Source organism: Candidatus Enterococcus courvalinii (genome assembly GCF_017315945.1).
Lineage (GTDB): Bacteria > Bacillota > Bacilli > Lactobacillales > Enterococcaceae > Enterococcus_B > Enterococcus_B courvalinii.
In genome coordinates this window covers 59982-75328 of record NZ_JAFLWI010000004.1, presented here as the reverse complement: position 1 = coordinate 75328, position 15347 = coordinate 59982, and the positions used below count along the sequence as shown (strand labels likewise).

The 15347-nt window shown below is 36.6% G+C and carries 14 protein-coding genes and 1 other annotated feature; of the genes, 2 read left to right on the top strand and 12 right to left on the bottom strand.

What is annotated here, in order from left to right; all coding sequences use genetic code 11:
* Nucleotide 1: 1 nt before the first annotated feature.
* The 9 genes from JZO71_RS03480 to JZO71_RS03440 all read right to left on the bottom strand — a co-directional run bounded on the left by JZO71_RS03480 (nucleotide 2) and on the right by JZO71_RS03440 (nucleotide 9414).
* Nucleotides 2-826 (bottom strand): PTS system mannose/fructose/sorbose family transporter subunit IID, encoded by an 825-nt coding sequence (locus tag JZO71_RS03480; RefSeq protein ID WP_206898206.1) that lies wholly within the window; start codon nucleotides 824-826, stop codon nucleotides 2-4.
* The gene (locus tag JZO71_RS03475) at nucleotides 813-1598 is read right to left on the bottom strand and encodes a PTS mannose/fructose/sorbose/N-acetylgalactosamine transporter subunit IIC (RefSeq protein ID WP_206898205.1); all 786 of its coding nucleotides are present in this window, start codon (nucleotides 1596-1598) and stop codon (nucleotides 813-815) included. Before JZO71_RS03475 ends, JZO71_RS03480 begins: the two co-directional genes overlap by 14 nt.
* An 18-nt stretch (nucleotides 1599-1616) precedes the next feature.
* Nucleotides 1617-2087: a PTS sugar transporter subunit IIB gene (locus JZO71_RS03470; RefSeq protein WP_206898204.1), complete on the bottom strand. Its 471-nt coding sequence runs from the start codon at nucleotides 2085-2087 to the stop codon at nucleotides 1617-1619.
* A 26-nt stretch (nucleotides 2088-2113) separates the two neighbouring features.
* Nucleotides 2114-2530, bottom strand: coding sequence for a PTS sugar transporter subunit IIA (locus JZO71_RS03465; protein WP_206898203.1), 417 nt, complete (start codon nucleotides 2528-2530; stop codon nucleotides 2114-2116).
* A 79-nt stretch (nucleotides 2531-2609) separates the two neighbouring features.
* A complete protein-coding gene (locus tag JZO71_RS03460; protein ID WP_206898202.1) occupies nucleotides 2610-5381 on the bottom strand; it encodes a sigma-54-dependent transcriptional regulator in 2772 nt (923 codons plus the stop codon).
* Between the two features lie 367 nt (nucleotides 5382-5748).
* A complete protein-coding gene (locus JZO71_RS03455) occupies nucleotides 5749-7059 on the bottom strand; it encodes a C39 family peptidase (protein WP_242590376.1) in 1311 nt (436 codons plus the stop codon).
* Between the two features lie 232 nt (nucleotides 7060-7291).
* Nucleotides 7292-8104, bottom strand: coding sequence for an amino acid ABC transporter substrate-binding protein (locus JZO71_RS03450; RefSeq protein ID WP_206898201.1), 813 nt, complete (start codon nucleotides 8102-8104; stop codon nucleotides 7292-7294).
* Nucleotides 8105-8124: 20 nt separating this feature from the next.
* On the bottom strand, nucleotides 8125-8760 hold the full coding sequence (locus tag JZO71_RS03445) for an amino acid ABC transporter ATP-binding protein (protein ID WP_206898200.1): 636 nt from the start codon (nucleotides 8758-8760) through the stop codon (nucleotides 8125-8127).
* A 12-nt stretch (nucleotides 8761-8772) separates the two neighbouring features.
* Nucleotides 8773-9414, bottom strand: a complete 642-nt coding sequence (locus JZO71_RS03440; protein WP_206898199.1) for an amino acid ABC transporter permease — start codon at nucleotides 9412-9414, stop codon at nucleotides 8773-8775.
* A gap of 157 nt (nucleotides 9415-9571) precedes the next feature.
* Nucleotides 9572-9805, bottom strand: a binding site (T-box leader).
* A gap of 94 nt (nucleotides 9806-9899) precedes the next feature.
* Here JZO71_RS03440 and JZO71_RS03435 point away from each other — a divergent pair.
* Complete coding sequence (locus tag JZO71_RS03435; RefSeq protein WP_206898198.1) at nucleotides 9900-10385, top strand: prolyl-tRNA synthetase associated domain-containing protein; 486 nt, start codon at nucleotides 9900-9902, stop codon at nucleotides 10383-10385.
* Between the two features lie 371 nt (nucleotides 10386-10756).
* Here JZO71_RS03435 and JZO71_RS03430 read toward each other — a convergent pair whose 3' ends face one another.
* From JZO71_RS03430 to JZO71_RS03420, 3 genes are all read right to left on the bottom strand, one after another.
* Nucleotides 10757-12829: a DNA topoisomerase III gene (locus JZO71_RS03430; RefSeq protein WP_206898197.1), complete on the bottom strand. Its 2073-nt coding sequence runs from the start codon at nucleotides 12827-12829 to the stop codon at nucleotides 10757-10759.
* Complete coding sequence (locus JZO71_RS03425) at nucleotides 12762-13139, bottom strand: DUF1033 family protein (RefSeq protein ID WP_067482663.1); 378 nt, start codon at nucleotides 13137-13139, stop codon at nucleotides 12762-12764. Before JZO71_RS03425 ends, JZO71_RS03430 begins: the two co-directional genes overlap by 68 nt.
* Before the next feature lie 129 nt (nucleotides 13140-13268).
* Nucleotides 13269-13850: a TetR/AcrR family transcriptional regulator gene (locus JZO71_RS03420; RefSeq protein ID WP_206898196.1), complete on the bottom strand. Its 582-nt coding sequence runs from the start codon at nucleotides 13848-13850 to the stop codon at nucleotides 13269-13271.
* 151 nt (nucleotides 13851-14001) lie between these two features.
* Here JZO71_RS03420 and JZO71_RS03415 point away from each other — a divergent pair, with 151 nt between their 5' ends.
* A complete protein-coding gene (locus JZO71_RS03415; protein WP_206898195.1) occupies nucleotides 14002-15300 on the top strand; it encodes a multidrug efflux MFS transporter in 1299 nt (432 codons plus the stop codon).
* The last annotated feature ends 47 nt before the right edge of the window (nucleotides 15301-15347 follow it).

Below are 15347 nucleotides of genomic sequence, written 5' to 3'. Positions count from 1 at the left end.
TCTAAAAAAAGCCGACCCATGAACCAAAAATCCCAAAGATAGCTAAGCCTAATAAAATCGTTAATGCTTTGACTTCCTTTTTAAGTAAGTAAAAGACCACACCGAAAGCGCCAAGCGATAAAATTTGAGGAACAATATCGTCAAAAATACTTTGAACTGTTACTGCATTTTCTCCTGTGCCAATTTTTAATGGAATATTGATATCAATCATTGAAGCTGTCATTCCTCCCACTACCATCAAACCAATGATCGAGGCTCCCAATGTCAAACTTCCCATCATGCCATTTTCTTGAATTTTCTTTAAGAACCCTGTTCCCAACTTATATCCCCAAGATGTTGCAAAATAACGAAATAGTAAATGAGGTATGTTGAAAATAAGTATAAATAGAATAGGTCCTAATATATTTCCTTGCATTGCTAACGAAGTACCTACACCAGTAGCAATTAAACGTAGTGTTCCCCAAAAGAAAGAATCGCCGATGCCTGCCAATGGGCCCATAAGTGAGGTTTTGATATTATCAATCGTGGACACATCAAAATTGGGATCATTGGCATTTTCTTCTTCCATCGCTGCATTGATTCCTAAAATCAGCGTAACAATGTGTGGTGTTGTATTGAAAAACTCCAAATGGCGTCTCAAAGCATTGGCCATTTCATTCTTAGTTTTGTAAAGTTTTTTCAAAATAGGAATCATTGCATAACAATAAGCAAGATTCATTTGTCGCTCATAATTCCAAGAAAATTCCATCTGAAATGAACGCCAAAATACTTTGCTCAGTTCTTTCTTAGTGATTTTCAACTCATTATTCTCATTAGAAGTCCTCATCAACTATCCCTCCTGTTGAAGTTTGGGCGCTGTTTTCTTGATTACCACGTACATTCATAATGTTAACAACTACGACCGCTACGATAGCGCCAAAAATTGCGATTCCAGTAACTGGAATTTCTAGATAAGCAGCTAAAGCAAAACCTAGGAAAAAATACGGTGCTACTTCTTTATTGATTAAAAGTCGTGCTAGCATAGCAAATCCAAGTGCTGGAATCAATCCCGTTGCTACAGATAATCCATGCTGAATGAAATCAGGAATCATGTTTAATAAATCACCGATTGTTTTACTACCCACCACAAATGAAACCATGACCACTAAACCTAGCATCAATGATAGACCAAACCCTGCAGTCAAATGCATTCGCTCAACACCTTTATAGTTTCCTTCTAGAGCGTATTTGTCCGCTTTTTGGTTCATGATTGGAATCAAAAGACCAAGATAGACGTTCTTTAAAATCAAAGTCAATGTCGCAATAGGTAAGCCCAATAGCAAAGCTGTTTCTGGTCCCGCATCAGCAGTAATGGCGAAAGCTGTTCCTAACACACCACCAGTAACGACATCTGGTGGAATCGCTGCACCAACAGAAAATGAACCGATAAATGCTAATTCTAGCGTAGCTCCCATAACGATTCCAGTCTTCAAATCACCTAATACTAGTCCAGTAAATAAACCTGTAACGATTGGCCGTGACAGTAACGATGTTCCTAATGCATATTCCGACTGGGCAATAAATGCAACAAGTCCGAGTAAAATTGCTTGAATGAACATTTTTCTTCAACCTTTCTTTTAAAGAACTTCAGTAACAATAACTTTTTTATCAGAGGGTACTTGTCGTATTTCTACTTCGATTTCTTTATCGACCATTTCTGCTAATAGATCTTCTTCTTCCGGTAAAACATTGACTGCTTTACCCAGACTTCGTGTTCCTTCTTTTGCTTTGATTCCACCCAAATTGATTTTTTTGATTTCTGGATAGCCGTCTGCTAATTTCTTGGCATCAGCAATTGACTCCACTACAATAAAAAGTTTGTACTTATCTGTCACACCACTTTGTAATGCTGAAATTGAATCTTCGATATTTTTGATAACCAACTTTACTCCTTGTGGTTTAGCTAACTTGATTGTCGTTTTCCGAATTTCATTTGTTGGTACATCATCATTTGCGATCAAAATACAATCTGCCCCCAACCCTTGTGTCCAAGAAAATGCCACTTGTCCATGTAATAAACGATGATCCACTCTTGTTAATAAAATCATTATTTTTCCTCCATTTATTTCATGATTTAAAACTCTTCTTCCTCTACTTCGTTGCTGATTAATGAATTACAAAACAGAATCGTTTGTTTCGTTTTCTCTAAAGTTTCTTTAATTAAACTTGGGAGTGATTCTGTTATTTGAAACTGCATAGTTAACTCAATTAAAAAAGGTAAATTCATTCCTGTAACTAAATAAAAATTATCTTGTTGAATATACGTTAAAAATTCATTGTTCACACTCCCACCAAATAAATCCGTCACAACTACTAACTGATGATCTTGGTGGCGTTCCATTATTTTTTTGACTTCCTTTTCTAAATTAAAATCTTCACTCAAGTAGCAATCTAGTGTTTCAATTTCTTTTTCTCCACAAATCAAATCCAAAGAAGATTTTATCCCAGATGCTAACTTTCCATGTGATGCTAAAATCAGCTTTCTTTTCAATAGTTTTCACCTCTCCGTCCTTTACAGTTAAATAAAAGCAAGCAGTGTGCCAACTTTTAGTGGCGTACTGCTTGCTTTTCTAAAATTCTTTAGTTTTCATTGAGGTGTCAGTGTTTCTATAGACAATATCAAAAATATAAGCAACTTCAGAATCTGGAATCACGACACTATAATCACGTTCAATGACACTAAAAGCTTTTTTAAGGCTCTTCAAGTGTTCCTTTTGACACTGATCAAATATCAAGGGCCCCTCATAAGTTTCGATTGGGATATTTCGAATCAAACGCTCAATCAGACAGCTAACATGGACATATAGTGCTAATTTTTTTGCATTTGATAACTGAATCAAGTTAACTAATTCCAGGTCACGTATAAATAAATCAATTTCACTCATCACTTTATCCGTATCAAGAATTGTGACTGAATCAATCACTCTTTCTAATGAAAAATTTCGGACGATGTTTGTATTAAAAATCTGCTTTTCTTCTGGTGTCATCACTTGACTTAGCCATTCATTCAATTTCTGATGCTCATCTCCTGAGATCAGTTCTTCTAAAGATAGGTATGCTACACCTTCAATTGCTGGATCATCTGTACCAATAATCCCTAAGACGTCATAAACAGAAAAAACAATCTCATTTACTTTTCTTTCATTTAAAATCCGATATTCTTGTGGCAAAATTTTTAGTTTGCAGGAATTAGGTAAACTTTTTTCTAATAACTGACTAATCTTAGTTGCCGTTCCGATACCTGTTTGACAAGTGGTTAACAAGGCTTTTGGTCGATTTTCCTCTGGATAGATGATTTCCCAATCAAAATGTACTTTATCAACAGACTCACTTGCTATTTCATTTAAAGTTCGTTGGTTCTTAATGTTTTCACCTACTAAAATCGCTAGTGGCGTTGTCACATTGTTCATAATGACAATTGGTACATTGATTTGCTTCGGAAAATACTGATAGATCTCTTTGAGGCTGCCCATATCCACTAAAATGACTAGTCCATTAGAAATATCATTGTTTTCACTGTATACTAGGATTTCTTCTGCAATTTGCTGTGGTGTTACATCTAAAGACATATCAAATGATTCAAAAATATTATGTTCTAAAAAACGGTTCGCAACATTTGCAATACTACTAGCTGTCGCATAACCATGGGCGACAATAATTGCTTTCGGTATTCCCTGTTTTTTGATCCAATCTGCTTTTTTTAAATATAGGGTCAGAACGATTCGATCCATTACTGATACTTCAATATCAACCTTTGGTTTGCATAACTCAAGGATTCTTTCAACATAATGATAGCTTGCTGGATAGGCTTCCAAGAGCTGTGCTTCCAGTTGATAGACTAACCCCATAATCTGTCGATCCTCAGGTATCCAACGACTAGCACCACGTTGAAATAAATAATACCCAACTGCGTATACGCTATTCCCATTAAACTTTATCTGATAAGCATTTTCCATTTGTTGAAAAGTTTCACGAATATATTGCGTTAGGTATAGCAATGTCTCATGTTTTTGGTTACGGTCTGTTTTAAATAGCAAATAGTCAAATAACCGATCAACTATTTCTTTTAATTTTAAATGGCACTCGTTCAAATGCCCATGAGCTTTTTGATATTCTAAAATGATAGTTGATAAAAAGTCATCCACTTTTTCTTGATTGTGCGTATTTGGCATCATTAAATTTTCTACTTTAGATTCACTATGAATGTCTATTTCTTCTGGAAATGATGTTTGTAAGTTGTAACTATGTTGCGAAAACAATCTTTCTGGTAGCTGATAAATGGTCAATTTGAGTGGCTGTTCTTTCATCGATTCAGAGAAAGCTTTAGCCACCATGACCTTAATAATATTTTTTAATTCCCCAATATTCCCTTTAAATTTTCCATTAGCCAGTAATTCAAGTGTTTGACCACTAATCAAAAGATCGCGTTTGATTTTTGTTTGTTCATTAATCAGAAAAGAATAAATTAACTCGACTCGTTCATTCTTCTCTCGCTGTTGTAGTGAAGGAATTGTCACTTGGATCGGGATTCGCCGAATAAATGTATTTAAGAAATTACTAGTTAGCTCTTCTGTTGTTGCAAAAAATAACCTTGTTTGAACATTAATTGGATTACTTGTATCTCCCATTCGATAAATTAAATGCTGATCTAAATAAGTAAATAATTTTTCTTGACCTTCAGCAGTCAAGCGATGCACTTCATCTAAAAATAAAATCCCGCCATTTGCTAATTCAAATGCGCCTTTGCGATCGTCATCCGCCCCAGTATAAGCTCCTCTCACATGTCCAAAAAGATTACTAGTCAGAAGTTCAGGATTATTCGCATATTGTGCACAATTCAATGTCACAAAAGGTGCGTCTTCTGCTATAAGATCATTTTGGATACAGTAATGATGAATCAATTTAACCAAATAGCTTTTTCCTGTACCACTTTCTCCATTAATCAGGACAGGTAATCCACCATCAGGATAGTTAAGTGCTGCCTTGATTTGTTCAATTACTTGATGCAAACTCTTATCGTGACCGATTAGAAGAGAAAATAAATCTTGTTTTTTACCAAACAAGGGTTGCTCAGATAAAACTTGTTTAGCGTTTTCATAATAGTTTGCGCGCAACGTAAAAAACTGTTTTTCGAATGCTTCTTTGTGAAAATAATAAACTGGACGTGAATTTATCTTCACTAACTCACCAGTTTCTGTCATAAGATTTAAATATTGACTAACTGTATTTCGTTTCACTTTAAATATTTCAGCCAACTTTGAAGCAGTGAAGATATCACTTAAATCATTCAAATTGAGAAATGCCGTTTGGTTCTTCAAATAATTCAACAATTCTTCTTTCATGTACTCCCCCCTTCTCTTTATAATAGAAAAAAAGCCTTCAAAGTCAATCCTTGTTTTTCTTTAGAAAAGTAGCTAATTATCATATATTAGTCGCTTCAAATGCGTTACTTTCCTATCCCCTTCTGGAAATAGATCCACAAACTATAACCATTCTCCTGCTCATTTTCAAGCGATTGCCTTTTAACTTTCATTTTTTTATTTTCAATCAGGTGGCTAATTCATAAAAGAATTGGACTGGAACAAAAAGTAACCTAAATAGAAAAACGCCCAAAATTCGTTTTGAAAACGATAATTTTAGGCGTTTTTTAAATTGGAAAATATGTTAAGAACGGCTGGATTTTAATTTTGTCCCTGTCTCGTCTTTTACTTATTTTACAACTACTGCATATTTTCTTGCATTGTAAATATTCTCAAATGTTGTTCGGCTTAACCAATATGACCCGCTGATTGGATCAGAAACATGAACTTGATTACTGCCTTTATTGTAGCCATCAAGTGTTACTGCATGGTTATTATTGGCAGCTATACCAAAATTCCAATTGCCCCAACGTATCGGTTGGAAATTAATCGTTACCCAAGCAACTACTGGGTTACCGCTTTTCACTTCATTTAAAAGAGTATTCATCGAACTTCCAGAAATATTTTGCACATTACCATACTTTTGTCCCCAAGTTGTTAGTGGTGCAGGATAGATTGCGGAATAGGTCCAAGAATTTTCCACAAAGGGGCTACCAACAAAACCTGTATTTGGATTTCCATTTGTGGATTTAGGAATCGTATTTAAAAATTGGGTTAAGCCCCAGTTGGTGATTTTTCCTTTGTATTGTAAAGCTTGTAATAGTGAAGCACCTTCACAACCACTTGGTGCGCCCAAAGCATATTGGTTGTAATTTTTTACACCAAGAAGCTTATAGTCATCATTCGTTTGTTGACCATTTCCTACTGCGTACCAGCCTACACCTTCATATGCCCAGCCTTGTTTACTAATCACATTTTTCTCGTTTTCGTCTAGCGTGTAGTGATGCCAATTGACTCGTTTACTATACAGACGACTAACAGGGATTCCATTTGAGCCAGTGTACGAGTACCAACCAATACCTTCATATTTCCAACCATATTTCGTGATGTTGTCGCGCTCTTTCGCATTTAACGTGTAAAAATGTTCCCCATTGTAACGGTTGTACAAACGATAGACAGGCGCACCCGTTGTTGGTGCTTGCCAACCGATTCCTTCATAATTCCAACCAATTTTTCTCAGTTTATCACGCTCACCAGTATCTCTTGTGTAAAAATGTTCCCCACTATAAGGATTGAACAAACGATACATTGGGAATGTTTTAACTGAACTACGTGCATAAAGACTTGGTCCACCTTCTTGTAGCTCTTCTTTTGGCGCCTCCGTTGCCTCTGCTTCAGCTTGCCCTTCTTTGGCTGGTTGTTCAACAGTTACTTGCTCCCCATTGACAATAGCTGTCTGCACTTCTTCATTCATTAGGTCATTCTCTGTAACTGTACTACTTGTCGTCTGTTTCTCCCCATAAGTAGACATTACCGTCTGCTCATCCGTTCCTGTATACGTTGTTGTATCCATTGTTTCTTCAGCAAAAACACTTGTCGTTGCTAACATCATTGTCGACAATAACGTCACACAGGCGAAATACCCTACACCCTTTTTCATTAAACCGTTCCTCCGTAAAAGATATGTTTCATTAATGATAACATTCTTTTTTATATTTATAAAAAAAGACACAAGTAATTCAAATGAGCGCCTATCTGTCCTCATCTCCCTAGGTTCAAATACTCTGGTCACTTTATATAGCGTAAACTTCCCTCTCTTTCTATTTATTTACTTAAATATAAAAATAGCTTAAGAAACCCCTCACTGATTTCTTAAGCTATTTTTCATTTAGTCATTTTGGCGTCACATTTTCCCCAAACCATCGCTTCGACAGTTTTTGAAATTCACCTGACGCTTCCAACTGGTCAAAGGCCTGATTGATTTTGGTCACTAATGTCCGATCTGACTTTCTCGCACCTACAGCAAAGTCCTCACTTGCATATTCCCCAGTTAAAATGTGATAATCTTGCAATTGATTTTTTTGTTTCAAATAATAATTTGCATACACACGGTCCATCAATAATCCATCAATTCGACCACTTCTTAAATCAATCAATGCTTCATTAAAGCTATCATATAACACAGCTTCCTGATCTTTTACATAATCTTTTAAAACTTCTGGTTGTTTCGTAAAGACATCATAACCGGATGAACCATTCTGAGCGCCTAAAATTTTCCCCTTCATGTCTGCAAAGTTTGCTATTTCAGAACTTTTAGGGGTTATCAAGACTTGCGCATTCTCCATGTATGGCTGCGTGAACTGCACTTTTTTTTCACGTGCAGGTGTCTTCGAATAGCCGTTCCAAATCAGATCGATCGTTCCATTGGTCAACTCAAATTCCTTCATTGACCAATCAATTGGTTGAAAGTTGACTTTGATTCCATATTCTTTGAACACAGCTTTAGCTAACTCGATATCAAAGCCAGTTAACTTGCCTTCTTTATCACGAAACCCCATAGGGACAAACGTATCATCTAAACCAATTGTTATTTCTTTTTCTTGATTGATTGTTGACCAACTGTCTTCTGTTGGCTTTCGTCCACAACCAGAAAGTCCGAGTAAAATAAAAAGAACTAAAAATAATGCCCGAGTAAATTTTTTCATCTATTTTTTCTTCCTTTCTTTTACTGGTTTGGTGTTACTTTTAATAACTGATCACTCACATTTTCTGCAAAAACTAAATCATGGGTCACGATAATCTGAGTTACGCCTTCTTCTTTCAAAGATACAATTAACTTCTCAACTTGTTGACGTAACTCGGGATCAAGTGCACTTGTTGGCTCATCATAAGCCAACACTCTTGGATTCATAGCTAACGCACGGGCAATTGCCACACGTTGTTTTTGTCCACCTGATAATTGGAAAGGATAGCTGTCTAATAAATCACTGATACCTAAAGATTCTGCTAGCTCTTTTGCCTTTTGGGTATACACTTCTTTCGACTGCTTTAATACATTCTTAGGTGCTAAAGTGATGTTATCAAAAATACTTAAGTGTGGAAATAATTGAAAGTCTTGGAACACAACACCCACTACTTGTTCTCGATTTTTTAGTTCTGCTGGATTAAATGGTTCTTGATCTAAATAAAACTCGCCACTATCTGCTTTTTCAAGTCCAGCTAATACGCGAAGGAGCGTTGTCTTCCCACCACCTGAAGGACCAACGATAGCGAGTGTTTTACCATCAGGAATGACTAAATCTAATTCTTTGATTACTTGCTTTTTACCAAATGTTTTACTTACTTTTTTTAACTCAATCATCTTTTTTTCCTCCTAGCGATAATAGTTCAACTTCTCTTCTACTTGTTTCATCACCAAAGTCAAGATTCCTGTTAGCGCAAGATAAATTCCTGCTACCCCAATCAATGGTAATAAACTAGCATCACGTTCCATAGCAATCTTCCCTGCACGCATAACATCTCCCAAGCCTAGAATATAGACTAACGAAGAATCTTTCACCAAGTTGATAACTTCATTTCCTACTGAAGGAAGAACAATTTTTATTACCTGTGGGATAACGATTTTCGTTACTGTTTGAAAAGGACTAAATTGTAAAACTTGCGCTGCTTCATACTGTCCTTGTGGAATAGATTGGATCCCACCGCGAAAGATTTCGGCAAAGTACGCCGCATAATTCAATACAAAAGCTAGTAAAGCTGCTTCAAAACGATCAAAAACAATTCCTATCGTTGGTAATCCATAAAATACAAAAATCAATTGTAAAAGTAATGGTGTTCCTCGCATAACCCAGACATACGTTTGAAGAAGATAACGAATTGGCTTAAAGTTGAGCGATAACCCCAACGCTAAAATCAATCCGAGTGGTAGCGAACCGACCAATGTCAAACAAAATAATTTCAAGGTTGTCAGTGCGCCAACTAATAATTGCGGCATAACTTCAATTAAATCTTTCATTGTTTTTCCTCCTTTAAATAAAAAAAGCCCTCTTGGCTTAATGCCAAGAGGACGTTCACACGTGATTCCACCTCTGTTTGCTTTTTCCTTGCAGAAAAAACCTCCAGCGGTCATGTTCCCAGAAAATAGTGAAAAAAAAAGCCTTCGGTCGTTATGACCAAAGGACGAATAAACGTGGTTCCACCTTTTTTTGTCGGCGCTTCACAGTCAGCCAACCTCATCTGGTCATCAAACAATGACCGCAGCTATAACGGGCTACCCGGGTTCTCCTACTTCTCGATTTCAGAAAACCGACTCCAAGATGTGTTTCACAATTAGTCGCTATCTCTTCGCACCAACCAGAGACTCTCTAAAAACTGCTAATGGCTACTCTTCTTTTCGATGTCATTTCATTTACTTACGTTGTAATTTACAGGATTAATTTTCATTTGTCAAATTTTTTTTACCTGTTAAAATAAAAAGAAATGAAGGAGGTCGAATGAGCCATGTCCCAAGCAACTGAACAAGAAGCATATGATTTACTTTCTCACCTCAAAATTTCTTATCAAAAAGTTGATCATCCAGCAATTACATCTGTCAAAAATTTGACATTTGATTTACCTGGTCCTCAAGTCAAAAATCTATTACTGAAATCAAAAAAAGGAAAGCAAATTTATCTTGTTATCTTGCCCGATGAAAAACAGGCTGATTTAAAAAAATTAGCCGATGAATTATCTGAAAAACGACTTTCTTTTTTATCGGAAGAACAAATGACTCAATTATTAGGGGTTCCTGCCGGTACACTCACTCCTTTAGCGCTCATGCATGATACCAAAAATCAGATTCAAGTAGTGATTGATGTAGCAATCGACCAAAAAGACACCGTTGGCTTTCACCCAAATGTGAATACAACGACACTAATCATTGACTTTGTAGATTTTCAGAAAATTTTGAAGTATTTAAATCATCCGCCGATTTTTGAAAATTTATAGAAATCTGAAGTTAAGTAAATAAGTCTGGTTCAAATTTTCTTTATCCCTACTAAACGATCTGCTAAAAACTAACAGAAACCTTCATAAAAAGCCACACAACTTTCTACATGAGAGGTTGCGTGGCTTTTTTGTTTTTCTTTTGTTCTTCAGCTGTTTAAATACTTTTGAGCAATTATTTTTAGAAAAGTGTTCTTACTTGTTTGAAGCGGGATGTTTTGTGCTACAACGCTTTGCGCCACAACCTTTTTCTACGGTGTTCAAGAAGTAACTCCTTCCAAATAAGCCTAAATTATTCAAAAATTTGGGAAGCAATTTCTGATAATTTTTTCTTATTTGTTGGAGCTGGGCACTTCTTTCACAACCTTTTTCTACTACTCTTTCATCGCAGCTCTTAAAGCAGCTGCTAACGGACTTTCTTCTGGCTCTTCTGCCTGCGAATATTTTTTCATCAAACGACGTTCCTCGTGCTTCGTCATCTTTTTCTTTTGCTCTTTTTTCCCTAACATTTTTTCTGTCGTTCCATCATACTTACAACGGAAATAAGCACCATTTTTTCCTTCAATGATTTCCATTTTTCGATGGCATTGTGGACAGCGATGGTTAGACACCTTAGGATCTTTTCGTCGACGGTAACTACAGTCCGCATTCGTACAGACATAGATTTTACCATCACGTGTATTCTTTTCTCGTAAATTTGACCCACATTCAGGGCATTTCTTTTGCGTAATTGAAAAATCTTGATAAGATTGCTTGCTTGTTTTGATTTCTTGCACTAAACGTTTCGTTTCCTTTTCAATTCCTTGAAGAAATTGATTGGACTGTTTCTTTCCAGCAGCAATGGCTTCTAAATCTTTTTCCCAACTTTCAGTCAATTCCGGTGTAACTAATGAAGGATTGACTAATTCAAGTAATTGCTTGCCTTTTGGCGAAACTTGTAACCCCACTGGTGTTCGCTCCATCAATTCTGATTTGATCAATTTCTCGATAATTTCTGCGCGAGTCGCTGGTGTACCCAAGCTATATTTCTCCATAAATCCGAGTAAACTTGCTTCAGTCAATGGTTTTGGTGGTGCTGACAGTTCTTTTTTCACTGTAAAGTTTGGCGCAATGCGCTGTCCTTTTTTCCACTCAACTTCGTTAGCCGCTTCTGCCGTTGATTGTTTCCACCCAGATTGAACTACTCGATTTTGACGAAAAACAAAGATTTCTGTTCCAAAACTTACGGTAATTTTTGTCTGGCTCACTTTATGTGGTTCCGCAAATAACATTAGGAAACGTGTGACGATCATTTGATAAATTTTCTGTTCTTCGTTACTCAATTTTTCATAACGCGGACGGTTTTCCGTTGGCAGCAACGCATGGTGATCCGTTACTTTGTTGTCTTGAAATACTTTTGTTTGTTTCACTACTGCGCCGTTTTTCAAGTAAAGTTTTACTTCTGGTGCAAAATCACTAACAGCTTGTAGACGCTCTTTCATCGTGCTTTTCATATCATTTGTCAAATACTTACTATCTGTACGCGGATAAGTTACGATTTTGTGTGTTTCATATAAACTTTGAACTAGGCTTAATGTTTTTTTAGCTGAATAACCATATCGTTGGTTGGCTTCACGCTGGATTTCTGTCAAATCATAAGGAAGCGGAGCAGGCTCGGTTTTTAGCTTCTCTTGAATCTCTGTTACCGTTCCATTCGACTGACTGAATGTTTTCACCAATGCTTGCGCTTCTTCTATTTTTTTCAATGCAAATTGATTCTTTTGAAGCATTTTCGCCTGTTCGTGGGCCACAGTTAAATGAATCGTAAAATAAGTTTGTGGTCGAAATTGTTCGATTTTCTTTTCTTGATCACGCACTAAAGCTAAAGTCGGTGTTTGCACCCGGCCCGCAGATAAATTATCTTGATATTTAACTGTCAATGCACGTGTTACATTTAATCCGACTAACCAGTCTGCTTTTGCCCTTGCCAAAGCAGAAGCATAGAGTGCATCGTATTCTTTGGCTGGCTTGAGGTGCTTAAATCCTTCTTTGATTGCTTTGTCTGTTTGAGAAGAAATCCATAAACGTTTCACTGGTTTACTAAAATGTACATATTCTAAAATCCAGCGCGCAACTAACTCGCCTTCTCTTCCAGCATCGGTCGCAATGACAACTTCCCCCACATCTTTTCGGGTTGCTAATTGTTTAATTGCCTTTAATTGATGCCCAGTTTTTGGTAGGGGTTTGATTCCTAGATTTTTAGGAATCATTGGCAATGTTTCCATCTGCCAGCTCTGCCATTCTTTGTTCAAGTCTTCTGGCATTTTTAAACTCAATAAATGACCAAGGGCCCAAGTCACGATCACCTTGGGTCCTTCGTAATAGTTTTTATGTTTTTGATTAGCTCCAAGCACCTTGCTTAGGTCTTTGGCAACGCTTGGTTTTTCCGCTAGAATTAGTTGTTTCATAAAATTCCTTTCCACTTTCTACGCTGAGTGGTTGATTCTCTTTTAATAAAGCTAACCCTTTATATTGTTGGAGATCATCATCACATTCTTCACACCAGCGCTCTTCTCCTTCATTCCAAAAGGCACTTAGAAAGTTGCTCTTCGCATTGATATATTCATATTTTTGATGGATTGCGATCCATTGTTTTTCATACTCAGCTTTGGCTTCTTCAAAAGAATCGAAGATTTTCTCATCTTGAATATCTTCTTCCCAATTTTCGAAAAACCACCATGGCTCATTATCACCAAACATGGTTATTACTTGATACATATTTGCGTTCCCTCTTTTCAACTTAGACGTAAGCATTTTGTTCTGCTCGTTTCACAATAGCTACATCTTAGTCACTTTTCAAAAAAGTTGCAAGAAATCACTCTTACAAAAATCTAGCGAATTTCTTTTTCATTTATCCAAACCTTTTTTAGATGACAATGTCGCAATAAAATCTTCAATCATCCAGCGGTAGCTTTCTTCTGGATCCACTTGTGGTTCACGCGTAAAATAGCCTAAAAAACGTAAAGATAAATAACCATGGATCAGACTTCTTAGCTCACGGCTGCGATGAACTTTTTCTTCATTTGTTAATTCGAACACTTCAAAAATCTGCAAGATGATTTGATTCGTTTCATGAATTCCATCCAGTAAAATTTCTTCATTTGTGTGAGGAATACTAATCAATAATTCATAGACTGCACGATTGGCAAAAGCAAATTCTTGATAAGTTTTTGCATATATTCGTAGTGCCTCAGCACCACTTTTCCCAACTAACGCTCGTAATAATTGGTCGTTCAGTTCACGTAAAAGCTGCGCGGTCAACGCCGTTTTCACCTCACGAATATTTTTAAAATAATTATAGAGTGAGGGCGATTTGATATCTAAACGTTTAGCTAAATGTTGAAAAGTAAGTTGCTGTACATCCATTTCTTCTGCTAGCGCACGAAAACAGTCGATGATTTTTTCTTGAGACAGATTTCTCTTTTTCATTTCTTTAATCTCCTCATAGGTAAAAAAATCCTTAACATTCATAGTTTAACACGAAAAACTCGGATAAAAAAGGGAGTTTTATTGATAAACTACAAGTTGTAGTTTATAATAATCGACTGTAGATGAAAATTTTCAGAAAGAAGGATTTTGTTTGACTACACAAATAAAAAGAAAATTATTTAGAAAAAGGGAAGTTTGGGAACGTAATCTACTCGTTTTATGGTTTGGAACTTTTATGGCTGGTATTGGGTTTAGTCTGGTCATGCCATTTATGTCACTTTACATAGATACGTTAGGTCATTACAGTACCGCTCAGTTGAATTTTTGGAGTGGCTTAACCTTTTCTTCTACTTTTTTGGTAACAACGATCATCTCACCATGGTGGGGCAAACTTGCCGATCAAAAAGGGCGAAAATTGATGCTGTTACGAGCTTCTCTTGGCATGGCAGTCGTGATTGCTCTAATGGGTTGCGTCAGCAATGTTTATCAACTTGTCGGCTTACGTCTCTTACAAGGTATTTTTTCAGGCTATATCAGTAACGCCACAGCTCTCGTTGCGACAGGAACTCCTAAAGAAAAAAGTGGACAAGTTCTTGGAACACTGGCAACTGGATCAGTTACTGGAACATTGCTTGGTCCGCTATTAGGTGGGATTTCTGCTTCAACATTTGGTTATCGCCCAACATTTTTTATTACTGGAATTATTTTATTTTTAGTTTTTCTACTTAGTTTATTTTTTGTTCATGAAGAATTTGTCCCTGTAAAAAAAGAAAACATGGTTTCTGCCAAACAAATCTTTCGAGAGCTTAAATATCCTCAGGTTGTCTTAGGAATGTTTATCACAACGATGATCATCCAAGCATCTAATAATTCAATTAGTCCAATCATTAGTCTGTATATCCGTCAGCTGTTGAATGGACACGGAAACGTGACCTTAGTTAGTGGAATCATCGCATCCATTCCTGGAATCGCAACTTTGATTGCTGCCCCCCGATTTGGACGGCTTGGTGATCGAATCGGTAGTGAACGAATTTTAGCAATTGGCTTAGGTTTCGCTGTTTTGGTTTATATCCCAATGGCATTTGTCACCAATGTTTGGCAGCTTGCTGGTTTACGTTTTTTGGTTGGGATCTCTGATGCGTGTCTTCTTCCAGCAGTTCAAGCATTGATTACTAAATATTCACCACATCATGCTGCAGGTAGAATTTTTAGTTACAATCAATCTTTCCAAGCAACAGGGAATGTGATTGGCCCAATGATTGGTTCAAGCGTTTCGAGTGCTTTTGGTTATCGTGGTGTATTCCTCTCGACTTCGTTACTGGTCATGGTTAATTTTGTATTAGTCCGTCATAATACACATGACATCCACGAAACAGTTGCCGAAAAAACGGCTCCTTTAGATGATTCAACATTAGCAGACCATTCTTTGAAAGAAAAACAGTTGCATTAAATAAAAAATGAAAAGATGAATTGATATCACTATCAATTCATCTTTTC